The sequence below is a fragment of the Nocardiopsis sp. YSL2 genome, from assembly GCF_030555055.1.
Lineage (GTDB): Bacteria > Actinomycetota > Actinomycetes > Streptosporangiales > Streptosporangiaceae > Nocardiopsis.
Genome location: NZ_JAMOAO010000001.1, coordinates 5,733,939 through 5,756,789 on the forward strand (window position 1 = coordinate 5,733,939; position 22,851 = coordinate 5,756,789).

Sequence of the window (22,851 nt, forward strand, 5' to 3'; positions counted from 1 at the left end):
GCGCTTCACCGTCCGTGGCGCCGATCGCCCAGGACCCGCTCGCTCACCCTCGACTCCGACGCGGGTGAGAACGGGTCCTCGTACACCGCGACCGCGCGCTCGACCTCCTCGGCGACCAGGTCCGCGTTGATCCGGGCCCCGGCGAGGGCGCCCGCCGACGCCGAGGCGCCCACCTGTGCGGACAGGTCGGTGACGTTGCCCGCCGCCCACACACCGGGCACGTCCGTGGCACCGCCGGCGTCGACGGCGATGTGCTCGCCCATGCCCGAGGGGTGCGCGCTCGGGCGCAGCCCCAGCTCGGACAGGAAGCCCGTCCGGGCCACCATCCGCGGCGCCACCGCCAGGGCCTGGCGTCCGACCACCGTGCCGTCGTCCAGACGGACCCCCGACAGGCGCCCCTCCTTGGTCTCCAGCGCGGCGACCCCGCCGGGCACCACGGCGATGCCCCGCGCGGCCAGCTTCCGCGCGTCCTCCGCGCTCAGCGGCTCCGCGGTGTGGGTGAAGTACACGACGTCATCGCTGAGCTGGCGGAAGAGCAGCGCCTGGTGCACCGACATCGGACCCGTGGCGAGCACGCCGACGGCCTGGTCCCGCACCTCCCATCCGTGGCAGTACGGGCAGTGCAGGACGTCGGCTCCCCACAACTCCCCGAGCCCGGGCACGGACGGCAGATCGTCGACCAGCCCCGTCGTCACCAGCAGCCGCCGCGTGCGCACCGCGCGTCCGTCGGCCAGTGCCACGGAGAACCCGGCCCCCTCCCGTGCCGCGGAGGCGACCTCGCCGCTCACCACGTGCCCCCCGTAGCCGCGTACCTCCGCCCGGCCGCGTTCGAGCAGTTCCGCGGGCGGAGTGCCGTCCAGGGCCAGCAGTCCGTGGACACCCCCGGCCGGGGCGTTGCGCGGGGCTCCCGCGTCGATCACCACCACCGAACGGCGCGACCGGGCCAGCATCAGGGCCCCGTTCAAGCCGGCGGCACCGCCGCCGACCACCACCACGTCGTAGTCGTCTTCCAGACGATCGGTCATCTCGACCACCTCCGCGACCACTCTGCGGCCCTGCCCCGAAGACCAACAAACCTTCTTGCCGGTCTGGCAAAGTGGGTGCATGGACCACGAACTCGATCGGGCCCTCGACAGTGTCGGACCCCGGCTGCGGACCCTGCGGCGACAGCGCGAGACCACCCTGACCGACCTGTCCGCGGCGACCGGCATCTCGGTGAGCACACTGTCCCGCCTGGAGACCGGTGACCGGCGCCCCACGCTGGAACTCCTGCTCCCCCTGGCCAAGGCGCACGGCGTCTCACTCGACGAACTCGTGGACGCCCCGCCCACGGGCGACCCGCGCGTGCACCTGCGCCCGGTCACGAACAACGGCATGACGATGATCCCGCTGACCCGTCGGGCGGGCGGTATCCAGGCCTACAAGGTGGTCCTGCCGGGCGGGGGCGCCCGTTCCGAACCCGATCTCCAGACCCATGAGGGCTACGAGTGGCTCTACGTCCTCAACGGGCGCCTGCGGGTCATCCTGGGCGAGCACGACCTGGTGCTCGGCCCGGGCGAGGCGGCCGAGTTCGACACCCGCGTGCCCCACTGGTTCGGTACCGTCGACGAGGACTCGGTCGAGGTCCTCAGCCTGTTCGGCCGCCAGGGCGAGCGCGCCCACCTGCGCGCCCGGCCCAGGGCCAAGCGCTCGTCCGGAGAGGCACCCTAGTCAGGCGCCCGCGTCGTAGACGGTCACCCGGATCCGGCGGGCCAGCAGTTCGGCCTCGATGAGGGGCTGGACCCGCTCCCACTTCCCGCCCGCCAACCCGCAGCCGATCCGGGGCATGTGCACGGTGGCCCCCAGTTCCAGAACCCGCGGGGCCAGGGCGCGCAGGCAGGCGGCGATCGCCTCGTAGCGTACGGGCGGGCCGCCGCTGCCGGGCCGAGTGCCGTGCTGGGCCACCATGTTCGCCACTCACACGTCGGGCCCGACCTGGACCAGGCGCACCGCGCCCAGGCCGAAGTCGTTCGCGGCCCGTCGGCGGTGCCAGGCCCGGTAGTCGCGCTCGGGCTCGGGCCAGCGCCTGGACGGGGCCAGGACGAAGCCCTTGCCCCAGCCGCCGCGGTTGTTGCACACGTGGGCGATGACCTTGGGTCCGGCGGCCTGTGGACTGGTGGCGTCGCCGCGCACGAAACGCAGGCCCGGCGGCGTCGCGCCAGTGGACGAAGGGGGCATGCGGGCACACTAGCCGGTGGCCACGACACCGCGCGTGTCCCTGGCGGGCCGACCCGCGCGGGGATATCGTCGACTACCGTGCGGATACCGCCGTTCCCGCTGGAGGTACCTTGTCCGACCTGCCGATCGGCTACTGGCTCAAACACCTGGACCGGCTCATCGAGAACGACCTCGACCGCACCCTGGCCGCCGAGGACCTGGGACGGCGTCACTGGCAGGTGCTCAACTCCCTGCACTCCGAACCGGGCACGGTCGCCGACCTGGACCGCAGGCTGGCCGCCTTCCTGGAGGAGGACGAACCCTCGGTCGCCCCGGTCGTGGACGAACTGCGCGGGCGAGGCTGGATCGACGGCCTGGTCGCCCTGTCCCTGTCGGCCCAGGGCGAGGCCGCGCACGACGTGCTGTTCGAGAAGGTGCAGGGCGCGCGCCGCCGCCTGGCCCAGGGCATCAGCGCCGAGGAGTACCGGGCCACCGTCGACGTCCTGGAGCGGATGGCGGCCAACCTCGAGCAGGGCTGATCTCCCGTCGGGCGGGGAGGCGCTCAGGCACCACCGACCGGCAGGTCCTTGACCAGTTCGACGAACTCCAGGTCGGAGCGCTTGGGCAGGCCGAAGGCCTCATCGCCGTAGGGGAAGGGCTCGGTGTTGCCGGTGGCCTTGTAGCCGCGCCGCTCGTACCAGGCGATGAGCTCGGTGCGCTGGCGGATCACCATCATCCGCATGCGCCGGCTGCCCCAGTCGGCCACGGCGGACCGCTCGGCCTCGGCGAGCACGATCCTGCCCAGGCCCCCGCCCTGTCGTCCGGGGCGGACCGAGAACATGCCGAAGTAGGCGTCCTCCCCGTCGCGGCGCAGCTCACAGCAGGCCACGAGGTCACCGTCGGCCTCGGCGACCAGCAGCCGGGTGTCCGAGCGGTCCAGCAGTGCGCCCATGCCGTCGGCGTCCACGCGCTGGCCGTCGAGCAGGTCCGCCTCGGTCGTCCAGCCCTGCTTGGAGGAGTCGCCGCGATAGCAGGAGTTGACCAGGTCCACCAGAGCGGGAACGTCGGCGGGGGTGGCATCGCGGTAGGCCGGAGCCGGCCTGTGCTGGTCGTGGTGGCTGTTCGTCACGCTGTCCTCCTGCGCCGTCGGTGTGTCGCGATCCAGTATCGGCCACACCGGAGGCGTCCGTGCGCGGCGGGCCGCCCCAGCCCCGTGCCGCGGGTTCCGGTTCGCAGTGGTGCTGGCTCCACCCCCGCTCCTCGTGTGTACGGCCCCGACTTTCGGGTCCCGCGAGCGTCGTTTCGGTGCCATGGACACGACCGACACCCCGTTCACCCGCGTCGCCGTCGAGACCCGCTACGTGCTGTTGGGCTGCCCCCTGGCCGTGGTCTCCTTCGCCGCGGTCCTGGCCGGGCTCGCCGAGTCCACCGAGCCCGCCGCGCGTGCCCGGTGTGGTCTGGGGCTCCGGCCCGCGTCAGCGCCCCCGGTACAGCTCGGTGAGCAGGGCGACCGCCCCGTGGGTGTCCGGATGGGGATCGTGCCGCCGCCACAGCAGGCGCACCGGAACGGAGGGGGCGTCGCGCACCAGGCGGAAGACGACACCGTCGCGCCTGTACTGCGTGACCGTGCTCTCCGGCGTCATGCCCACACCGCGCCCCGCCGTGATCGCGGACAGCCAGTCGTCGATGTCCCCGGTGTGCTCCACCGCAGGGCGTTCGCCCTCGGGCCACAGGTCCAGGGTGGTCGTCCCGGTACGGCGGTCGACCAGCAGGACCCGCTCGGCGACGTGCGCCAGGGTCAGCGAGCGCCGCCGGGCCCAGGGGTCGTCGGCGGCCAGAGCACAGTAACGCCTCTCGTGGCCGACGATGGCCCCCTCCAGCCGGCGGTCGTCCACCGGGGCACGCACGACCGCGACGTCGCACAGACCCTCGACCAGCCCCCCGGTCGGGGAGTTGGTGCGGACCAGTTGCAGGTCGATGTCGGGGTAGCGCTCGGCCCACCGGCGCTGGAACCGGGCGGTGTGGCGCCCCATCGCCGACCACGCGTGTCCCATGCGCAGCCGGGTGTGTCCGGTGACCGCCTCGCGCACGAGATCGTCGACCCCGGCCAACAGGTGCCGGGCACGGGCCAGGACCTGCACACCCGCCGTGGTCGGGGAGACCTCCCGGCTGGTGCGGTGCAGCAGGCGCACGCCCAGGACCCGCTCCAGGGCCGCCACGTTGCGCGAGACCGCCGCCTGGGAGACACCGAGGTCGAGCGCGGCGTCGGTGAAGGTGCCCGCGTCCACGACGGCGACCAGGCAGCGCAGGTGGCGTAGCTCGATATCCATGACTCCAGCGTATGGATGGGCGCAAGTATGCATTTTGCGCATCCGAGTGCGGGGCGCATGCTCGCTGACATGGAGACTTCGACACGACGTTCGAGCCGCCCGACCGCCGTGGCACTGATGCTGGTCGGTGGACTGTCCAACCAGGTCGGCGCCGCCACCGGCGCGCTGGCCTTCGGGGTGATCGGTCCGACCGGAGTGGTCGCGGTACGCCAGTGGGTCGCGGCGATCGTGCTGTGCTCGGTGGGACGGCCGCGCCTGGCGTCGTTCACCCGGGCCCAGTGGTGGCCGGTCCTGGGACTGGCGGCCGTGTTCGCGACGATGAACCTCACGCTTTACCTGTCGATCGACCGCATCGGCCTGGGGTTGGCGGTGACCCTGGAGTTCCTGGGGCCGCTGGCGGTCGCCCTGGCGGCCTCCCGCCGGTCGACCGACCTGCTGTGCGCGCTGTCGGCGGCCGGGGCCGTGGCCGTGCTGATGCGCCCCCAGCCCACCACCGACCACATCGGGATCGCCCTGGGCCTGACGGCCGCGGTGTGCTGGGCGGCCTACATTCTGCTGAACCGGGCGGTCGGGCGGCGGCTGCCGGGGGTGGAGGGCTCGGCGGCGGCCGCGCTCGTCTCCGGTCTGCTGTTCGTACCGATCGGCGCCGTGGTGTTCGTCCACCACCCTCCGACCGCGGACGCGCTGGCCTGTGCCGCCGCGGCCGGCGTGCTCTCCTCGGCGGTGCCCTTCCTGGTCGACCTGCTGGCGCTGCGCCGCGTCCCGGCGCGGTTCTTCGGCCTGTTCATGAGCGTGCACCCCGTTCTGGCCTCACTGGTGGGGCTGGTGGTCCTGGGTCAGGTGTTGGCCGCGGTCGAGTGGCTGGCGGTGGCGGCCATCGTGGGGGCCAATGCGGTCAGCGTGCTCTCCGCGGCACCGCGCCGGACCAGGGCCGCGAGCGCTCCGGCGCCGGGCCGGGACGCGGGCCGCCGTTCCACCGATTGACCTCAATATTGGTTGAGGTTCTAGGGTTCTCGGCAACAGCCCCAACCCGTCCGGTGGTCGAACATGAGCATGGAAATGGCCGCGTGGAACTCCATCTACCACGCGATGCACGCCCGGGAGGACCAGCGCCCCTTCTCCCTCCCCGTCCTTCGGCGGATCGCCGCCTTCGCCCGACCCCACGCACGCCCCCTGGTCTGGTTCTTGGCACTGAGCGTGGCGAGTGCCGTCCTGGCCGTGGCCTCCCCGCTCCTGGCCGGGCGGGTCGTCAACACCATCATCGACGGTGGTGCGCTGCGCCCCGTCCTCCTCCTGGCCGGTCTCATCGCCGCCGTGGCCGTCGCCGAGGCCGGACTCGGCCTCCTCATCCGGTGGCTCTCGGCCCGTGTCGGCGAGGGCCTCATCCTGGACCTGCGCACCACCGTCTACGACCACGTCCAGCGCATGCCGGTCGCCTTCTTCACCCGTACCCGGACCGGCGCCCTGGTCAGCCGCCTCAACAACGACGTCATCGGCGCCCAGCGCGCCTTCAGCGACGTGCTCTCCGGCGTGATCAGCAACCTGGTCACCCTCGTCCTGGCCCTGGCCGTCATGATCGCGCTGTCCTGGCAGGTCACCCTCTTGGCGCTCCTCCTCCTGCCCGTCTTCGTCCTGCCCGCCCGCCGCATGGGCGCCCGGCTCGCCAAGATCGAACGCGAACGCACCGTCCACAACGCCGCCATGGGCACCCAGATGACCGAGCGCTTCTCCGCCCCCGGCGCCACCCTGGTCAAGCTCTTCGGCCGCCCCCAGGAGGAGTCCGCCGAGTTCGCCCGCCGGGCCGACCGCGTCCGCGACATCGGCGTGCGCACCGCGATGGTCCAAGAGGTCTTCTTCACCGCCCTGACCCTGGTCTCCGCGCTCGCCCTGGCCCTGGTCTACGGCTTGGGCGGCTTCTACGCGCTGCGCGGACAGCTCGACGCGGGCACCGTCGTGTCCATGGGTATGCTCCTGACCCGCCTGTACGCACCCCTGACCGCCCTGGCCGGAGCCCGCGTCGAGGTGATGAGCGCCCTGGTCAGCTTCAGCCGGGTCTTCGAGGTCCTGGACCTCGAACCGCTCGTGGACGAAAGGCCCGGCGCGCGCTCCGTGCCCGAGGGCCCCGCCGCCCTGGAATTCGAGCACGTGGACTTCTCCTACCCCACCGCCGACAGGGTCTCCCTCGCCTCCCTGGAGGAGGTCGCCACCCTGGACACAGCCGACCACGGCCCCGTCCTGCGCGACGTGTCCTTCCGCGTCGAACCCGGCCAGACCGTCGCGCTGGTCGGATCCTCCGGCGCGGGCAAGTCCACCATCGCCCAACTGGCCCCCCGCCTGTACGACGTCGACGCCGGAACCGTGCGCCTGGGCGGCCTGGACGTGCGCGACCTGAACTTCGACTCCATCCGCGCGACCCTGGGCATGGTCACCCAGGACGGCCACCTCTTCCACGAGAGCATCCGCGCCAACCTGAGCCTGGGCCGCCCCGACGCCGGCGACGACGAGATCTGGGACGCCCTGAGCCGCGCCCGCCTGGAGGAGCTCGTCGCCGCCCTGCCCGACGGCCTGGACACCGTCGTCGGCGAGCGCGGCTACCGCTTCTCCGGCGGCGAACGCCAGCGGCTGACCATCGCCCGCCTGCTGATCACCGGCCCCGAGGTGGTCATCCTCGACGAGGCGACCTCCGCACTGGACTCCACTTCCGAGGCCGCGGTCCAGGCCGCACTCACCGAGGCCCTGCACGGGCGCACGGCCCTGGTCATCGCCCACCGGCTGTCCACGGTCCGCGCCGCCGACGCCATCCTCGTGGTCGAGGCCGGACGGATCGTCGAGCGCGGCACGCACACAGAGCTGCTCGCCCGGGACGGCCGCTACGCGCAGCTGTACCGGACCCAGTTCGCCACCGGCGACCCCGAGCCCGTCACCGTGAGCTGATCCCACGATCCCCGTCCCCCTGGTGGCGCCACACCGGGGGGACGGCCGTGTGGGGGCCTGCGGCGCTTTCGGGTCGACCGGTGGCATGCTGGCGGTCGACCATGTTCGTTCCCGGCGCCGCCGCGCGCCTGGGAGGGAGAGCGCATTGACCGGCCGTCCGAGATGGCGCGGTACCGGGGACACCCTGCTGGCCGTCGCCGCGGGCGGCGCCCTGGGCGGCAGCGCCCGCTACGCCCTGCTTGTCCTGATGCCCCACGACGGAGCCGCGTTCCCCTGGTCGACCTTCGCGGAGAACGTCGTCGGCTCCTTCGCCATGGGCGCCCTGGTCGTGCTCGTCACCGAGGTCGCCCGGCCCCACCGGTTGCTGCGCCCCTTCCTCGGCGTGGGCGTCCTGGGCGGCTTCACCACCTTCTCCACCTACGCCGTCGACATCGTCGGCCTGGTCGGGGCCGGTGCCCCCGGCACCGCCCTGGCCTACCTGCTCGCCACGCCGGCCTGCGCTCTGGCGGCGGTCTGGGCGGGTATGGCACTGACACGCGCCCTGGCCGCCCGGCGCCGGGCACGCTCCGCCCGTCCATCGAGGAAGGACACCCGATGACCAGCACGGCCCTGCGGCTGACCGTCTACGTCGGTGACAGCGACACCTGGCGCGGCAAGCCCCTGTCCACCGAGGTCGTGCGCCGCGCGCACGCCGCCGGACTGGCCGGCGCCAGCGTCTTCCACGGCATCGAGGGCTTCGGCGCCACCCACCGCGTCCACACCACCAGGATCCTGTCGCTGTCGGAGGACCTGCCCGTGGCGGTGGTCGTCGTCGACGCGGCCGAACGCGTGCGCGCCTTCCTGCCCGAGCTGGACGGCCTGGTCACCGCAGGCCTGGTCACGCTGGACGAGGTCGAGATCGTGCGCCCCCGGGACGCCGAGCGGTGAGCGCGGCGATCGCGGTGGCCGTGGCGGCGGGCTCGGCCCTGGGCGCCGTCGGCCGCTACCTCGTCGACCGGTACATCCAGTCCCTGGGCCCGTCGGTCCTGCCCTGGGGCACCTTCACCGTCAACACCACCGGCTCCCTGGTCCTCGGCCTCGTGCTGTCCGCCGCGGCGTCGGGCGCCCTGCCGGGCGCGGCGACCGCCGCACTGGGCACCGGCTTCTGCGGAGCGCTGACCACCTTCAGCACGCTCAGCTACGAGACCCTCCGCCTCACCGAGTCCGGAGCCCGCGCCTACGCCGTCCTCAACGTGGGGCTGACCGTCGTGGCGGGCCTGGCCGCCGCGGCCCTGGGCTGGATCACCGGGCTGGCCCTGCTGGGGTGATCCGCGAGGCGCTGGAGCCCAGGGCGCCGACGGGGTAATCTGGTGAACGGCGCGGTCCCGCGCCCAACCTCCGGCTTCGACGCCCACGCCGTCGGCACCGACGGGGGCAAAGGGGACTTCGGGTCCTCGGGACGCCGGCATGAGGTGCCCACCGGCGGGCGAGGAGGGCGTGGGCTTTCGTCGCTGTCGCCGAGGAGCCGTCATGACCAGGCAGAAGTCCTTCAAGCAGGCCGTGCGCACCCGGATGGACAAGACCGGGGAGAGCTACACCACCGCACGCTCCCACCTCGTCGGCCGCGGCGAGGAGACCCCCGCCCCGGAGCCCGCGCCCGCGTCCGCCGAACCCTCCACCGAACGCCCGGCCGCGCCGGAGTCCACGACCGCGGCGATCAGCAGCCGCGTCTCGGACGAGGCCCTGCGCCGCGGCACCGGGCGCGACTACCGACAGTGGTTCGACCTCCTCGACGCCTGGGGCGCCACCCGGTACACCCACGCCGAGATGGCCGCGTGGCTCGTCCGGGAGCACGGCGTCGGCGGCTGGTGGGCCCAGACCGTCACCGTCGCCTACGAGCAGGCCCGCGGACTGCGCGTACCCGGCCAGAAGAAGGACGGGTTCGCCTGCGGTGCGAGCAGGACCATCGACGTTCCCGCCGAACGGGCCTTCGCGGCCGTGGCGGAGGAGGCCGAGCGCGCGCGCTGGCTGGAGGGCCACGGCTTCTCGGTGCGCACGGCCACCGCCCCCAAGCGGCTGCGCGCGGACTTCGACGCCGGCACCCGGCTGGCCTTCGAGTTCACGGCCAAGGGCGGAGGCAAGACCGTGGTCGCCGTGGAGCACTCCCGGCTCGCCGACGCCGAACGGGCCGCGCGGTCCAAGGCGGTGTGGAAGGACCGGCTGGGCCGGCTCAAGGCCCTGTTGGAACAGGACCCGCGCTGACACGCCCGCTACCTGCACGCCCAGGTGGGCGCGCAGGTGGCGGGCGGTCAGGGTGTCACCGTCCGCCACCGGGTCGGCGGGCGTGCCGTCGAAGACCACGCGCCCGCCGTCGTGCCCGGCGCCGCGCGAGACGGGCAGCATCCACCGCACACGTCCGGGGCGGGTCGCCGTGGCGCCCCGTCAGCGCGCACCGGGGCCGGCCGGGCCCATGGCCAGGTCCGGTGTCGGTGGAGCGCTCCCACCGGGCATAGGATCATCGGTCATGGAGACACGCGAACTCGGCCGTACACGCACACCCGTCGGTGCCGTCGGCTTCGGCGCCTGGCAGATCGGATCCGCCTGGGGCGAGGTCAGCGAGAACGACGCCATGGCCGCCCTGCACGCCGCGGTGGAGGACGGTGTGACCTTCGTCGACACCGCCGACGTCTACGGCGACGGGCGCAGCGAGCAGCTCGTCGGACGGCTCCTCAAGGAGTACCCGCACCTGACCGTGGCCACCAAGATGGGCCGCCGCCTGCCCCAGGAGACCGGCAACTACAACCCCGGCAACTTCCGCGCCTGGAACGACGACTCCCGCCGCAACCTCGGCGTGGACACACTCGACCTCGTCCAGCTGCACTGCCCGCCCCCGGCGGTCATCGCCACCGACGCCGTCTTCGACGACCTGGACGGCATGGTCGAGGAGGGCAGGATGAAGGCCTACGGGGTGTCGGTGGAGACCTGCGAGGAGGCGCTCGCCGCCATCGCCCGTCCCAACGTGGCCACCGTCCAGATCATCCTCAACGCCTTCCGCCTCAAGCCCCTGGAGCAGGTCCTGCCCGCCGCCCGCGAGGCCGGGGTGGGCATCATCGCGCGCGTGCCCCTGGCGAGCGGACTGCTCAGCGGCCGCTACACCGCCGACACCACGTTCGGCTCCGACGACCACCGCACCTTCAACCGCCAGGGCGAGGCCTTCGACAAGGGCGAGACCTTCTCCGGCGTCGACTTCGCGACCGGGCTGGCCGCCGTCGAGCGGCTGCGCCCCCTGGTGCCCGAGGGCGCCACCATGGCCCAGTTCGCGCTGCGCTGGATCCTGGACCAGGAGGGTGTCAGCGTGGTCATCCCCGGTGCCCGCAACGCCGCCCAGGCCCACGGCAACGCGGCCGCCGAGCAGCTGCCTCCGCTGGACGAGGCCACCCTCGCACGCGTGCGCGAGGTCTACGACGATCTCATCCGCCCCCAGGTCCACCACCTGTGGTGACCTGAGGTTCATGAGTCGCGTGTGATGCGCATGGCCGTTCGGGGCACGATCCGGTGCAGCAGGCGGAACACGCGGGCCACCCCGATGTCGATGTCCTCCGCGCCGCGCTCCAGCGCACGTACGGTACGCCGGGCCGCTTCCGGGGCCGGCATGGTGCGCTGAGCGCGGCCCTCGGTCATCGGGGTGTCCACGAGCGGCAGGGTGACCACGGCCGAGCGGAGCCGCGGAGCGTCGTTGCGCAGCTGGGACCGCAGTGAGAGGGCGAACGCGGTCAGCCCGGCCTTCGCCGCGCAGTAGGCGGGTGCACTGCGCTTCGGAGCGAACGCGAGCGTGCTCGTGACGAACACGACTCGGCCGCCCTGCCCCTGCCCGAGCAGCGGCAGCGCCTCGACGGTGAACGCCAGGGGCGCGATGAGATCGGCGTCGATTTCTCTCTCGATGAGGTGACGCGCGTTCTGCGGGGTGTCCGTCACCAGGTCGATGGGCGTCTGCACGGCGGCGCTGTGCACCACCGCGTCGAGCCCGCCGAACCGGTCGCGCACGGCCTCGAGGACGGTGCGCCGGTCGGCGGGCACGGTGAGGTCGGCCCGTACCGCGGCCAGCCCCGCGCCTTGCGCCGATGCCAGGCGTTCCGCGTCGCGGCCGACGACCATGACCTCGGCGCCGCGCCCGGCGAACTCCATCGCCAGGGCCCGCCCGTACCCGCTGGTGCCTCCCGTGACGAGGATCCGCGCGCCCCGTGTCGCCATACGGCGGGACTCCGGCATCAGGCCGCCTCCCCCGCCGCGTCGCGGTGCCCCTCTTCGATACCGACGTGGAGGCCGTCGAGCCGGAAGTAGGGCACCGTGAACAGCACGGTGTCGCGCAGATCCTCGAAGCAGCGGTTCCAGGCGCGCGGGTCGGCGCACTCGGCGATGACGATGTCCGAGCAGTCGGCGGTGAACGACTCGACATCGATCCAGCGCAGCCGCACGCCCGGATGTGCCGCCAGGAGCGGCACCACCTTGTCGGCGACCACCGCTCCCCGTTCGGCGGCGGTCAGTCGAAGCCATGGCGCCAGGGCGGTCAGGCGGACGACCGCGCAGTACCGGACAGTTTCTGTAGCACTCGCTTCACTCATGCGGTCATCATGCCATAAGTGTTGCGAGTGCTACAATTACCTCCGTGTCCCGCCCACGTGATGAACAGCGCCGAGACGAGCTGCTCGCCGGCGCCTTCGACTACGCCGCCCAGCACGGGCTCGCGAACCTCTCACTCCGTCCGCTCGCCCGGGCCCTGGGAACGAGCGACCGCATGCTGATGCACTACTTCGGCTCGAAGGACGAACTGGTCACCCGGATACTCCGCGTGAGCCGCCCCGACCTGGACACGCTGTTCGCCTCCGTCAGAGGCCACGAGCTGAGCGAGTTCGCTCGCGGCCTGTGGGAGCAGATGACCGACGACCGGGCCCAGGCCCCCCGTGTACGCCTCATGCTCGAGGTCATGGCGCTCGCCGTACACCGGCCGGAGGACTACGGCGCGGTGGCCGCCGACGCCCACCGCGAGTGGATCGACTCGGCCGCCACCGCGCTCACCCGGGAGCTCGGCCTTCCCGCCCCCGAGGCGTCCGCCCGTGCCACCGCGCTCGTCTCAGGACTGAAGGGACTCGCGCTCGACTACTTCGTCTCAGGTGACCGCACGCGCGTGGACGCCGCGGCCGAGGCGCTCATCGCCACCGTGACGCTCTCACACCGGCACTGACACAGCCTCGCGGTCGAGCAGCTCGCGCAGAGCCTCGACCACCCCGGCCGGGTCCTCCTCGGCCATGAAGTGGCCGCTGGCCACGGTCGAGTGGCGCAGGTCCGACGCCCACCGCGCCCACACCGCCGCCGCGTCGTAGCCCAGAGCGGCGCCCCAGTCCTGCTGGAGCACGCTCACCGGCATCTCCAGGCGGCGTCCGGCGTCCCGGTCGGCGCGGTCGTGGTCGATGTCCACACCGGCCGAGGCCCGGTAGTCGGCCACGATCGAGGGCACCGCTGCTCGGCAGGCGTCCAGGTAGGCGGCGCGCACCTCGCCGGGGATCGCCCCCGCGTCGTTCGCCCACAGGTCGAGGAAGTGGCCGAAGAACGCGTCGGCGTCGGCGGCGATCATCCGTTCGGGCAGCCCCGGCGGCTGGGCCATCAGGTACAGGTGGAAGGCCACCGCGGCATCGGCACCGTGCAGCACCTCCCACATGTCCAGGGTCGGCAGGACGTCGAGGCAGGCCAGGTGGGTGACGGTCCCGGGGTGGTCGAGCCCGGCGCGCAGGGCCACCAGCGCCCCGCGGTCGTGCCCGGCCAGCGCGAAGCGCTCATGCCCCAGCGCGCGGGCCAGGGCGACGACGTCGGCGGCCATGGTCCGCTTGGAGTAGGCGCTGCCGTCGCCGTCCTCGGCGGGCTTGTCGCTGTCACCGTAGCCGCGCAGGTCGGGGCAGATCACCGTGTGGTCGGCGGCCAGGTCCGCGGCGACATGCCGCCACATCAGGTGGGTCTGAGGGAAGCCGTGCAGCAGCACCACGGGGCGCCCCTCCCCGCCCACGGCCGCACGCAGCGACACCCCGTCCGCGACACCGACGCTCTGGTACCCGAATCCGGCAGGCATCATGGTTCTTCTTCTCCTTCGTCGACGAACCGGTACGTGCAGCGTGCCCGTCACGGATGAGCAACCGATGAGCACGCCCCACCGGGGGCGGAGTCCGAGACGGAAGGTGGACCGTGGAGGTCGAGTTCGGGGTTCTGGGACCGGTCGCGGCCTGGGACGGGCAGGGCGAACCCGTGGCGCTCAAGGGGCCGCGGCACCGCGCGGTCCTGGCCCGGCTCGTGCTGGCCCGCCGCCGGGTCGTGCCCGTCGACCGCCTCGTCGCCGACCTGTGGGACGACCCGCCCCCGGGCGCCGTCTCGGCGGTGCGCACCTTCGTGGCGGCCCTGCGACGGGCACTGGAGCCGCGGCGTGAGCCGCGCGCACCCGCCCGGCTGATCGTGACCGAGGGTCCCGGCTACGCCCTGCGCGCCGGCGCGGACACGGTGGACGCCTGGCGCTTCGAACGGGAGGTGGCCGACGCCGACGCGCTGCCCGCCCCCGCCCGGCTCGAACACCTGCGGCGGACCCTGGAACGGTGGCGCGGCCCCGCCTACGCCGACTTCGCCGCCGAGCCCTGGACCAGGGCCGAGCGCACCCGCCTGACGGAACTGCGCCTGCACGCCGTCGAACAGTACGGCCAGGCCCGGCTCGACCTGGGGCGGGCCGCCGAGGCCGTCGCCGACCTGGACGCCCACACCGCCGAGCACCCCTGGCGGGAGGACGCCTGGCGCCTGCTCGCCCTGGCCCTGTACCGGTCCGGCCGCCAGGGCGACGCGCTGGCGGTGCTGCGGCGGGCGCGCACGCTCCTGGTCGAACAGCTGGGCGTGGACCCGGGGCCGCGCTTGCGCCGCCTGGAGCAGGACGTGCTCCACCACGCCGACCACCTCTCCCCCGACACCGCGCCCGAGCACGTGTGGGCCCGGGCCAGCGCCGCCTTCGACCGCACCGTGGCCGCCGGCTCCCGTGCACGCCTGGAGTCGACCGTGGGCCTGCTGCGCCAACTCGCGGTGACCGGCGCCGACGGCCTGGAGGAGGCCCGTCGGCAGCGCACCGCCGCCATCGCGGCCGCCGAGGAGCTGGGCGACCCGGAACTGACCGCGCGCGTCATCGGCGCCTACGACGTACCCGCGATCTGGACCCGTTCCGACGACCCCGCGCAGGCCGCCCGGGTGGTGGCCGCCGCCGAGCGTGCACTGCACGCCCTGCCCGCACACGGCCACGAGGCGGTCCGCGCCCGCCTGCTGGCCACCATCGCCCTGGAGTCGCGCGGCACCGGCTCCGCGCGCGCCCGCCACGCCGCCCGCGAGGCCGAGCGGATCGCCCGCCGCCTGGGCGACGCCGCCCTGCTGGCCTTCACGCTCAACGGTGTGTTCATGCAGAGCTTCGACCGCACCGGCCGGGCTCCCGAGCGCGACGCCGTCGGCGCGGAGCTGATCGAGCTGTCGACCCGGCACGGCCTGGCCGGATTCGAGGTCCTGGGCCACCTGATCCGCCTCCAGGCGCGCTCCGCACTGAACGACCCGCCCGGGGCCGACACCCACGCGGCACAGGTCGACCGCCTGGCCGCGCGGCACGAACGACCGCTGGCGGACGTGTTCACCCGGTGGTACCGGGCGATGCGCCTGGCCGGTGACGACCGGGTGCCCTACGACACGGCCGAGGCCGCCCTCCGGGAGGCCGCCGCGCACCTGGACGGCTCGGGCATGCCCGGCCTGGCCGCCGGTCTGCCGGCCCTGGCACTGCTATGCCTGCGCCAGCGGCACGGCCTGCCCGCGCCGACCGGCGAGTCCACCGACTGGGGCCCCTACGAGCCGTGGGCACGCCCCCTGGTACTGCTGGCCCAGGACCGCACCGCGGAGGCCGCCGCGGCGCTGCGCCGGGTCCCGGACCCGCCCGCGGACCTGCTGATGGAGGCACTGTGGTGCCTGACCGGCCGGGCGGCCCTCCTGCTCGGCGACCACACCGCGATGCGGCGCGCCCGTGACGCGCTCGCCCCGGCCTCGGCGGAACTGGCCGGAGCGGGCAGCGGCGTCCTCACCCTGGGACCGGTCGGCGACCACCTCGACGCACTCGGCGCCGCCCTGGACCGCCGCTGAACCGGGGCGGCGGCCCCGCCCGTCTCCCCGGCCGGTCGCGCCCGAGCGGCGCCCGCGGGCATGCGGAACCGGTCAGACCAGCCCCTGGGCGAGCATGGCGCCCGCCACCCGTTCGAAGCCCGCCACGTTCGCGCCCAGCACGTAGTCGCCGGGCGCCCCGTAGCGTTCGGCCGCCTCCTCGCAGCGGTCGTGGATGTCGGCCATCACCTCGGCCAGCTCCTGCTCGGTGTGCTCGAAGGACCACGAGGTGCGCCGCGCGTTCTGCCGCATCTCCAGCACGCTGGTGGCCACCCCGCCGGCGTTGGCCGCCTTGCCCGGGGCGAACAGCACCTTGGCCTCCCGCAGCACCCGCACGGCCTCGGGGGTGGTGGGCATGTTCGCACCCTCGGAGACCACCTTGACGCCGCCCTGGACCAGGGTCCGCGCCGCGTCGGCGTCCAGCTCGTTCTGCGTCGCCGAGGGCAGCGCGACGGTGCAGGGCACGTCCCACACGCTGCCGCCCTCCACGTAGCGCGCGCCCGGCCGCCGGTCGGCGTAGGCGCTGATCCGCTCCCGCTCCACCTCCTTGACCTGCCTGAGCAGGTCGAGGTCGATTCCGTGCTCGTCCACGACGTAGCCGGTGGAGTCGGAGCAGGCGACCACGGTCGCGCCGAGCTGGCGGGCCTTGTCCACCGAGTAGATCGCCACGTTGCCCGAGCCCGACACCACCACGCGCTGGCCGTCCAGGCTCCGGCCCACGCGCTCCAGCATCCGCTGGGTGAACAGCACGTTCCCGTACCCGGTGGCCTCGGTGCGCACCCGCGAGCCGCCCCAGTCCAGGCCCTTGCCGGTGATGACGCCGGCCTCCCACCGGTTGGACAGGCGCCGGTACTGCCCGAACAGGTAGCCGATCTCCCGGCCCCCGACACCGATGTCCCCGGCGGGCACGTCGGTGTGCTCGCCCAGGTGGCGGTGGAGCTCGGTCATGAAGGACTGGCAGAACCGCTCCACCTCGGCGTCCGAGCGCCCCTTGGGGTCGAAGTCGCTGCCGCCCTTGCCGCCGCCGATGCTCATCCCTGTCAGCGCGTTCTTGAAGATCTGCTCGAAGCCCAGGAACTTGACCACGCCGAGGTTGACGCTGGGGTGGAAGCGCAGACCGCCCTTGAAGGGGCCCAGCGCGCTGTTGAACTCCACCCGGAAGCCCCGGTTGACGTGCACACGGCCCTGGTCGTCACGCCAGGGGACACGGAAGACGATCTGGCGCTCGGGCTCGCACAGGCGCTCCAGGATCCGCTCGCGGGCGTACTCGGGGTGCCGGGACAGGGCCGGGGACAGGCTGTCCAGGACCTCCAGAACCGCCTGCTGGAACTCGGGCTCGTCCGGGTTGCGGCGTACCACGTGTTCGAAGGCCGAACGCACTCCCGGGTGGTGGTTGTCGAGAGCGGACTCGATGTCAGCGGACATACGTGAAGGGTCCCCTTTCGGAGCCGTCGTCCCGGCCGGGCGGGCCGCGACGAGGCCGTGCGGTGGCGTGCGGTCGTGTCCCCGGGGAGGGGACGAAGTATGTTTCGTCGACGTTACACGCCCAGGTCGCTCAGCCCTCGGCCGGATGCCCTCCACCCACGCGCCTTCCCGCTTCCCACCTACGCGGCGGTCCGCCGCAGCGCACCGGACACTCCCTGGACAGCTCCGCTCCAGCGGTGGGCGTGACGACGGCGCCGGACACCTGCCCCGGCGCTCAGTCCGCGTCCGCCGCCACGAGCCCGGGCTCCTTCCCACCACCCGGTGCGGGCCCTGACGGCACCGCCGTCTGGGTGATGAAGGCGCCCGCCACGATGACGACCGCTCCCACGATCTGCGCGGTGCCCAGCGCCTCGCCCAGCAGCACCCACGCCAGGACGATCGCGGTCACCACTTCCAGGTAGGCCACGCCCCCGGCGACCTGCGGCGAGAGCCGACGCACCGCGCTCACCCCGGCGAAGTAGGCCATCGCCGTGCACACCAGGGCCAGCCACAGCGCGATCACCCAGCCGGGCACCTGAGCCCCGCCGATCGGCAGCGGGTCGGCCAGCGTCACCCACGGGATCGTCCACGGCCGCGCGAGGACGGCGAGCAGCACCGCCGCCACCAGCGACCCGAGGGCGATCACGGCCAGCGGGTCCGCGTCCTCCCCCGCGGCGTCCGAGAGCAGGAAGAACCCCACCTGCGCCGCGGCCGCGCCCAGCGCGAGCCCCACGCCGACGGGGTCCAGGCTCATCCCCGCCCAGACCTCCAACAGCAGGCCGAGACCGAGCACCGCCAGGAACACGCCCACCGCGGCGGCCGGGGCCACCCGGGTGCGTCGCACGAGGCGGAACCACACCAGCAACAGCACGGGACCCAGGAACTCGATCAGCAGCGCGATGCCCACCGGGATCCGGTCCACGGCCGCGAAGTACAGGGCCTGGACACCGGCCATCGGGAACACCCCGTAGGCCACGACCAGCAGCGGCCGCCGCACCACGAGCCGCCAGTGCAGGAGCGCCAGCGGTGCCAGCAGCAGCGCGGCTCCGGCCAGGCGCAGCCAGGTGACCTGGAGCGGATCCATCCCGGCGTCCAGCAGGGGGCGGGCGGCCACCCCGGCCCCACCGAAGAACAGCGCTGCGGCCAGCGCGAACGCCAGTCCCGAGGCGCGGTGGCGCACGGGTTCCACGGACACGGCGACCTCCGGGGCTCCAGACGGGATGACCGGACCAGATCATACGGCGGGGCGGTACTCAGGTCTCCCGTCGGGCCAGCGCCACCAGGTAGCGGCACGTGTGCTCGCCGGCGTTGCGGTACACGCACGGGACCGGTGCGCCGATCTGCAGGCAGTCCCCCGGGCCGAGATCGTGCAGGTCGTCTCCCTCCTGGAAGGCCAGCCGGCCCTCCAGCACCCAGATCTGGTGGTGGAGGTGGCGGTAGGAGTCGGCCGGGTAGGAGACCTCCGCCCCCGGGGGGAGCTCGACCTCCACCAGCTCCAGCGCTCCGCCCGCGGTGGGGGTGACCGCCCGGCGCCGGTAGCCGGTCACAGGGTCGGTCCACACCGGCTGTTCCGAGCGGCGCGCCAGCCGCCGCTCCCCCTGCTCGGCCCTGGCCACCAGCTCCGACAGGCTCATGCCCAGCGCGGCGGACAGCCGTCCGAGCAGCTGCGCGGTCGGCTGCGTCTCGCCGCGCTCGACCTTGCTGATCATCGCCCGCGAGACCCCCGAGCGGTCGGCGAGGGCGGCGCCGGACAGGCCGCGCGATCTGCGCAGACCGCGCAGTGTGGTAGCCAGGGCCGAACCCAGTGCGTCACTCATACGTTGACTATAGTGCAAAAAACCATCCACTATGGTGGACGCATGGACACCACACTCCTCAAGGGCCACGTACGGGACGCCACCGCCGCGGACGCGCAGGCGTGCGCGGCGATCTACGCCCCCTACGTCACCGACACCTCGACCACCTTCGAGTACGAGCCGCCCACCGCCCAGGAGATGGCCCGGCGCATCGCCGACGCCCAACGCGAGCACGCCTGGCTGGTCCTTGAGGACCGGGGGCGGGTGGTGGGCTACGCCTACGGAGCACCCTTCCGCGCCCGCGCCGCCTACCGGTGGTCCTGCGAGGTCAGCGTCTACCTCGAACACGGCCGGCGCCGCACGGGCGCGGGCCGCGCCCTCTACGAGGTCCTGCTCCCCCGGTTGGCCGAGCGCGGGATGCACACCGCCCTGGCCGGCATGACGCTGCCCAACGACGCCAGCCAGGGGCTGCACCGGGCCCTGGGCTTCGAGCCCGTCGGCGTCCTGCGCGAGATCGGCCACAAGAGCGGCGCCTGGCACGACGTGGCGTGGGCCCAGCTCCGCCTGGACGCCCACGCCGACACCGCGTGAGCACACGGAGGGGCCCCGGCCACCGCACAGGCGACGGGCCCGGCGGGAGCGCTGTCAGCTCCCGCCGGGCCCGTCGCGTACGAAGGATCAGCCTCCCTGCGTGGCCGCCTCCACCTCTTCGGTGAACTGCTCAGCGGCCTCCTCGGGCGTCAGGTCACCGAAGCCCATCTCGTCGGAGACCCGCTTGATGATGTTGACGACCTCACCGGCGCCGATCGGCGGCGGCGGGTTGCCGTCCTCGATCGTGCCCTCGATGTCGGACAGGAACACCGCGCTGCGGGCGTCGGCCTCGGGCAGCTGGCTGACGATGTGCCCGCGCACGTCGATGTTGGCGGGCAGGCCGCGGTCGGCCAGGATCAACTCGGCCGCCTCGTTGCTGTTGACGAGGAAGTCCACGAACCGGGCCGCCTCCTCCGGGTGCTCGGACCCGGCGGAGATGGAGTAGAACATGGCCGGCTTGAAGTACATGCCGCTCCGGTCCTCGGTGCTCTCACCGGGGTAGCGCAGCAGCTCGATCTCGTGGCCGGAGGTCTCGGTCTGCTGGCCGAGCTGGTTGGTCCAGAAGTGCGCCATGGCACCGGAGTTGGTGGCCAGCACCGAGCCGTCCGGGCCCAGCGCCTCGATCTCCACGCTCTCGGACGCCGAGGGCTGGGCCTCGGCCTCCAGCAGGCGCTGGGTGATCGAGAACCACTCGGTCAGCGTCTCCTGCGAGTAGCCGAGCGTGCCGTCCTCGTTGTAGAGGGACTCGCCCTTCTGGCGGGCGAAGATCTGGAAGCCCGCCTCGTTGTAGGCCATGCTCTGGGTACCGACGACCTCCCCGTCGGTGGTCTCGGAGATCTCCGTGGCCAGGTCGACGTAGTCGTCCCAGCTCCAGGAGTCGTCGTCGGGCATCTCGACGCCCGCGGCCTCGAAGGCCTCGGTGTCGGCCATGATCGTGTACGCGTTCACGCCGGTGGCCACACCGTAGGTCTGGCCGTCCATGTCGCCGCTCTCGGCCACCAGCGGGTCGATCTTCGACAGGTCGAGCGAGTCCAACTGGCTCAGGTCGGCCAGGGCACCGCGGTCCCCGTACTCACGCAGGTACCGCTCCTCCTGCGTGATGATGTCGGGCGCGTCACCGGCCGCGGTGCTCGTGGCCAGGCGGTCCCAGTAGGAGGACCAGTCGGTGTAGTCGCCGACGATGCGGATGTCGGGGTTGGCGGCCTCGAACTCCTCGATGACCTGCTGTGTGACCGCGTGGCGGTCGTCCGCGCCCCACCAGGAGAAGCGCAGTTCGACCACGCCGTCCTCGGAGGAGGAACCGCCGCCGCAGGCGGTGGCGGCCAGGACCACGGCACCGACGCCGGCCGCGATCTTGAGCAGGGGGCGGCGCCGTAGGCGCCCGTCAGAGCTGAGGTCACGGGCCTGGGGGCGCCCGCTGCCAGGGTTTGCACGCATGGTCGTAATGTCCCTTCGACTATTTGATTCCGGTGGTGGCGATGCCCTTGACCAGGTACTTCTGTCCGGCGAGGAAGAAGCCGAACACAGGCCCCAGGGCGATCACCGACATGGCGAACAGCGGACCCCAGGACGTCTGGGAGCTGGAGTCCACGAAGGTGCGCAGCGCGACGGGCACGGTGTACATGTCCGGGCTGGTGAGGAAGATCAACTGGCTGAAGAAGTCGTTCCAGGTCCAGATGAAGGTGAAGATCGCGGTGGTGGCCAGGGCCGGCAGCGACAGCGGCAGGATGATCCGGAAGAAGATCCGCACGTGTCCGCAGCCGTCGATGCGGGCCGCCTCGTCCAGGTCCTTGGGCAGGCCGCGGATGAACTGGACCATCAGGAAGATGAAGAACCCGTCGGTGGCCAGGAGCTTGGGCACGATCAGCGGGAGGAAGGTGTTGATCCACCCGATCTCGGCGAAGAGGATGTACTGCGGCACGATCACGACGTGGATCGGCAGCATGATGGTGGCCAGCATGACGGCGAAGAAGAGCCGCTTGCCCCGGAACTCCAGCCGCGCGAAGGCGTAGGCCGCCATCGAGCACCCGATGAGGTTGCCCACGATCGCCCCGGCCACCACGATCGCCGAGTTGAGCAGGTAGTGGTGGAACGGGAACTGCAGTGCCGTCCAGCCCTCGGTGTAGTTGCCCGGGGTGAAGGTCTCGGGGATCAGGCCGGGGGCCCGGAAGATCTCCGCGGTCGGCTTGAAGGAGCTGGCGAGCATCCACAGCAGCGGGTAGAGCATGATGAGCCCGAACCCGATCAGTCCGATGTGGATGATCAGCCGTCGTGTGCGTGCGGCCCGGGAGCGCTCCTGCGTGGTCGCGGGGGCCGTCGTCTTAGTCGCCATAGAAGACCCAGTACTTGGACGCGAGGAAGTTCACCGCGGTGAATCCTCCGATGATCATGAGCAGCAGCCAGGCCATCGCCGAGGCGTAGCCCATCTCGAAGGACCCGAAGCCGCGTTGGTAGAGGTAGAGCGTGTAGAACATCGTGGAGTCGGACGGGCCGCCGGTACCGCCGCTGACGATGAAGGCCTGCGTGAACGTCTGGAACGCGTTGATGATCTGCAGGACCAGGTTGAAGAAGATGATCGGCGTGAGCAGCGGGACCGTGATGTGCCAGAACTTGTACAGCGGGCCGGCGCCGTCGACCGAGGCGGCCTCGTAGTACATGCGCGGGATCTGGCGCAGGCCGGCCAGGAAGATGACCATGGGCGCGCCGAAGGTCCACACGTTGAGCACGATCAGGGTGCCCAGGGCGTAGTCGGGGTGGGAGACCCACCCCTCGCCCTGGATGCCGAAGAAGCCCAGGACCTGGTTGATCAGGCCGTTGGCGCCGAAGACCTGGCGCCACAGGATGGCGATCGCGACGCTGCCGCCCAGCAGGGAGGGCAGGTAGTAGACCGACCTGTACAGCGGCAGCCCGCGTACGCCCCGGTCCAGGACCATCGCCAGGGCCAGCGCGAGCGCCAGCTGGAGCGGCACCGAGACGAAGACGTAGACGAAGGTGACCCGCAGGGAGTTGTGCAGCCGCTCGTCCTCGAGCATGCGGGAGTAGTTCTCCAGGCCGACCCAGCTGTGCTCGCCGATGAGGTTGTAGTCGGTGAAGGAGAAGTACAGGGAGGCCAGCAGGGGGCCCGCGGTGATGAAGAGCAGTCCGACGAACCACGGGGCCAGGAAGCCGTACGCCGCGAGGTTCTCGCGCCGCTTGGCGCCCTGGTTCCCGGCGCTGGGCTTGGTCCTGGCGGCGGGCGCGGCCGCGACGGGGTCCGCCTTGGGCCTGCGCTGGAGCAGCGCGCTCACGGCGTTCCACCACCCCGGAGGGCGGCCGCCGCGGTGGCGGCGAGCACGTTCGGGCCTGGT

26 protein-coding genes are annotated in these 22,851 nt (G+C 72.8%); 12 read left to right on the top strand and 14 right to left on the bottom strand.

What is annotated here, in order from left to right:
- Window positions 1-5: 5 nt before the first annotated feature.
- Window positions 6-1,025, bottom strand: a complete 1,020-nt coding sequence (locus M1P99_RS25335; RefSeq protein WP_304455089.1) for an NAD(P)/FAD-dependent oxidoreductase — start codon at window positions 1,023-1,025, stop codon at window positions 6-8.
- Between the two features lie 79 nt (window positions 1,026-1,104).
- On the opposite strand from M1P99_RS25335, the gene M1P99_RS25340 reads away from it, so the two are divergent.
- Window positions 1,105-1,710, top strand: a complete 606-nt coding sequence (locus tag M1P99_RS25340; protein ID WP_304455090.1) for a helix-turn-helix domain-containing protein — start codon at window positions 1,105-1,107, stop codon at window positions 1,708-1,710.
- Here M1P99_RS25340 and M1P99_RS25345 read toward each other — a convergent pair whose 3' ends face one another.
- Both M1P99_RS25345 and M1P99_RS25350 read right to left on the bottom strand, forming a co-directional pair.
- Window positions 1,711-1,947, bottom strand: a complete 237-nt coding sequence (locus tag M1P99_RS25345; protein ID WP_304455091.1) for a hypothetical protein — start codon at window positions 1,945-1,947, stop codon at window positions 1,711-1,713.
- 9 nt (window positions 1,948-1,956) lie between these two features.
- The gene (locus tag M1P99_RS25350) at window positions 1,957-2,217 is read right to left on the bottom strand and encodes a hypothetical protein (protein WP_304455092.1); all 261 of its coding nucleotides are present in this window, start codon (window positions 2,215-2,217) and stop codon (window positions 1,957-1,959) included.
- A gap of 110 nt (window positions 2,218-2,327) precedes the next feature.
- Here M1P99_RS25350 and M1P99_RS25355 point away from each other — a divergent pair, with 110 nt between their 5' ends.
- Entirely contained in the window at window positions 2,328-2,735 is a 408-nt protein-coding gene (locus tag M1P99_RS25355; RefSeq protein ID WP_304455093.1) for a MarR family winged helix-turn-helix transcriptional regulator, read from the top strand.
- A 23-nt stretch (window positions 2,736-2,758) separates the two neighbouring features.
- Here the strand turns inward: M1P99_RS25355 and M1P99_RS25360 are convergent, their stop codons facing one another.
- Together M1P99_RS25360 and M1P99_RS25365 are read right to left on the bottom strand one after the other, a co-directional pair.
- Window positions 2,759-3,325, bottom strand: coding sequence for a GNAT family N-acetyltransferase (locus M1P99_RS25360; RefSeq protein WP_304455094.1), 567 nt, complete (start codon window positions 3,323-3,325; stop codon window positions 2,759-2,761).
- Between the two features lie 346 nt (window positions 3,326-3,671).
- Entirely contained in the window at window positions 3,672-4,526 is an 855-nt protein-coding gene (locus M1P99_RS25365) for a LysR family transcriptional regulator (RefSeq protein ID WP_304455095.1), read from the bottom strand.
- A 69-nt stretch (window positions 4,527-4,595) separates the two neighbouring features.
- On the opposite strand from M1P99_RS25365, the gene M1P99_RS25370 reads away from it, so the two are divergent.
- The 7 genes from M1P99_RS25370 (at window position 4,596) to M1P99_RS25400 (ending at window position 10,941) form a co-directional block, all read left to right on the top strand.
- Complete coding sequence (locus tag M1P99_RS25370) at window positions 4,596-5,510, top strand: DMT family transporter (RefSeq protein WP_304455096.1); 915 nt, start codon at window positions 4,596-4,598, stop codon at window positions 5,508-5,510.
- A gap of 63 nt (window positions 5,511-5,573) precedes the next feature.
- The gene (locus tag M1P99_RS25375) at window positions 5,574-7,460 is read left to right on the top strand and encodes an ABC transporter ATP-binding protein (protein WP_304455097.1); all 1,887 of its coding nucleotides are present in this window, start codon (window positions 5,574-5,576) and stop codon (window positions 7,458-7,460) included.
- A 145-nt stretch (window positions 7,461-7,605) separates the two neighbouring features.
- Window positions 7,606-8,058, top strand: coding sequence for a CrcB family protein (locus M1P99_RS25380; protein WP_304455098.1), 453 nt, complete (start codon window positions 7,606-7,608; stop codon window positions 8,056-8,058).
- The gene (locus M1P99_RS25385) at window positions 8,055-8,387 is read left to right on the top strand and encodes a DUF190 domain-containing protein (protein WP_304455099.1); all 333 of its coding nucleotides are present in this window, start codon (window positions 8,055-8,057) and stop codon (window positions 8,385-8,387) included. The genes M1P99_RS25380 and M1P99_RS25385 overlap by 4 nt, the downstream gene beginning before the upstream one ends.
- On the top strand, window positions 8,384-8,767 hold the full coding sequence (gene crcB / locus M1P99_RS25390) for a fluoride efflux transporter CrcB (protein ID WP_304455100.1): 384 nt from the start codon (window positions 8,384-8,386) through the stop codon (window positions 8,765-8,767). Before M1P99_RS25385 ends, crcB begins: the two co-directional genes overlap by 4 nt.
- A 202-nt stretch (window positions 8,768-8,969) precedes the next feature.
- Window positions 8,970-9,701 (top strand): DUF4287 domain-containing protein, encoded by a 732-nt coding sequence (locus M1P99_RS25395; protein WP_304455101.1) that lies wholly within the window; start codon window positions 8,970-8,972, stop codon window positions 9,699-9,701.
- Between the two features lie 262 nt (window positions 9,702-9,963).
- Window positions 9,964-10,941: an aldo/keto reductase gene (locus M1P99_RS25400; protein WP_304455102.1), complete on the top strand. Its 978-nt coding sequence runs from the start codon at window positions 9,964-9,966 to the stop codon at window positions 10,939-10,941.
- Between the two features lie 8 nt (window positions 10,942-10,949).
- Here the strand turns inward: M1P99_RS25400 and M1P99_RS25405 are convergent, their stop codons facing one another.
- Window positions 10,950-11,708, bottom strand: a complete 759-nt coding sequence (locus tag M1P99_RS25405; RefSeq protein ID WP_304455103.1) for an SDR family NAD(P)-dependent oxidoreductase — start codon at window positions 11,706-11,708, stop codon at window positions 10,950-10,952.
- Window positions 11,708-12,061, bottom strand: a complete 354-nt coding sequence (locus M1P99_RS25410) for a darcynin family protein (protein WP_304455104.1) — start codon at window positions 12,059-12,061, stop codon at window positions 11,708-11,710. Before M1P99_RS25410 ends, M1P99_RS25405 begins: the two co-directional genes overlap by 1 nt.
- A 44-nt stretch (window positions 12,062-12,105) precedes the next feature.
- On the opposite strand from M1P99_RS25410, the gene M1P99_RS25415 reads away from it, so the two are divergent.
- Complete coding sequence (locus M1P99_RS25415; RefSeq protein ID WP_304455105.1) at window positions 12,106-12,681, top strand: TetR/AcrR family transcriptional regulator; 576 nt, start codon at window positions 12,106-12,108, stop codon at window positions 12,679-12,681.
- Here M1P99_RS25415 and M1P99_RS25420 read toward each other — a convergent pair.
- Window positions 12,667-13,563: an alpha/beta fold hydrolase gene (locus M1P99_RS25420; protein WP_304455106.1), complete on the bottom strand. Its 897-nt coding sequence runs from the start codon at window positions 13,561-13,563 to the stop codon at window positions 12,667-12,669. The two genes, M1P99_RS25415 and M1P99_RS25420, sit on opposite strands and share 15 nt — an antisense overlap.
- A gap of 110 nt (window positions 13,564-13,673) precedes the next feature.
- Here M1P99_RS25420 and M1P99_RS25425 point away from each other — a divergent pair, with 110 nt between their 5' ends.
- Complete coding sequence (locus tag M1P99_RS25425; RefSeq protein ID WP_304455107.1) at window positions 13,674-15,635, top strand: AfsR/SARP family transcriptional regulator; 1,962 nt, start codon at window positions 13,674-13,676, stop codon at window positions 15,633-15,635.
- A 72-nt stretch (window positions 15,636-15,707) separates the two neighbouring features.
- Here M1P99_RS25425 and gdhA read toward each other — a convergent pair whose 3' ends face one another.
- From gdhA to M1P99_RS25440, 3 genes are all read right to left on the bottom strand, one after another.
- Window positions 15,708-17,078 carry an NADP-specific glutamate dehydrogenase gene (gdhA, locus tag M1P99_RS25430; RefSeq protein ID WP_304455108.1) on the bottom strand — a complete coding sequence of 457 codons (1,371 nt, stop codon included), beginning with the start codon at window positions 17,076-17,078 and terminating at the stop codon, window positions 15,708-15,710.
- Window positions 17,079-17,352: 274 nt separating this feature from the next.
- The gene (locus M1P99_RS25435; RefSeq protein ID WP_304455109.1) at window positions 17,353-18,312 is read right to left on the bottom strand and encodes a DMT family transporter; all 960 of its coding nucleotides are present in this window, start codon (window positions 18,310-18,312) and stop codon (window positions 17,353-17,355) included.
- Window positions 18,313-18,370: 58 nt separating this feature from the next.
- Window positions 18,371-18,934 carry an XRE family transcriptional regulator gene (locus M1P99_RS25440; RefSeq protein WP_304455110.1) on the bottom strand — a complete coding sequence of 188 codons (564 nt, stop codon included), beginning with the start codon at window positions 18,932-18,934 and terminating at the stop codon, window positions 18,371-18,373.
- A 42-nt stretch (window positions 18,935-18,976) separates the two neighbouring features.
- On the opposite strand from M1P99_RS25440, the gene M1P99_RS25445 reads away from it, so the two are divergent.
- Complete coding sequence (locus tag M1P99_RS25445) at window positions 18,977-19,504, top strand: GNAT family N-acetyltransferase (protein WP_304455111.1); 528 nt, start codon at window positions 18,977-18,979, stop codon at window positions 19,502-19,504.
- A gap of 87 nt (window positions 19,505-19,591) precedes the next feature.
- On the opposite strand, the gene M1P99_RS25450 is transcribed toward M1P99_RS25445, so the two are convergent.
- Genes M1P99_RS25450 through M1P99_RS25460 form a run of 3 tightly spaced genes read right to left on the bottom strand, consistent with a single transcriptional unit; the run spans window position 19,592 to window position 22,791 of the window.
- Entirely contained in the window at window positions 19,592-20,941 is a 1,350-nt protein-coding gene (locus tag M1P99_RS25450) for an ABC transporter substrate-binding protein (protein WP_304455112.1), read from the bottom strand.
- A gap of 19 nt (window positions 20,942-20,960) precedes the next feature.
- The gene (locus M1P99_RS25455) at window positions 20,961-21,836 is read right to left on the bottom strand and encodes a carbohydrate ABC transporter permease (protein WP_304455113.1); all 876 of its coding nucleotides are present in this window, start codon (window positions 21,834-21,836) and stop codon (window positions 20,961-20,963) included.
- Entirely contained in the window at window positions 21,826-22,791 is a 966-nt protein-coding gene (locus tag M1P99_RS25460) for a carbohydrate ABC transporter permease (protein WP_304455114.1), read from the bottom strand. Before M1P99_RS25460 ends, M1P99_RS25455 begins: the two co-directional genes overlap by 11 nt.
- Window positions 22,792-22,851: the final 60 nt, after the last annotated feature.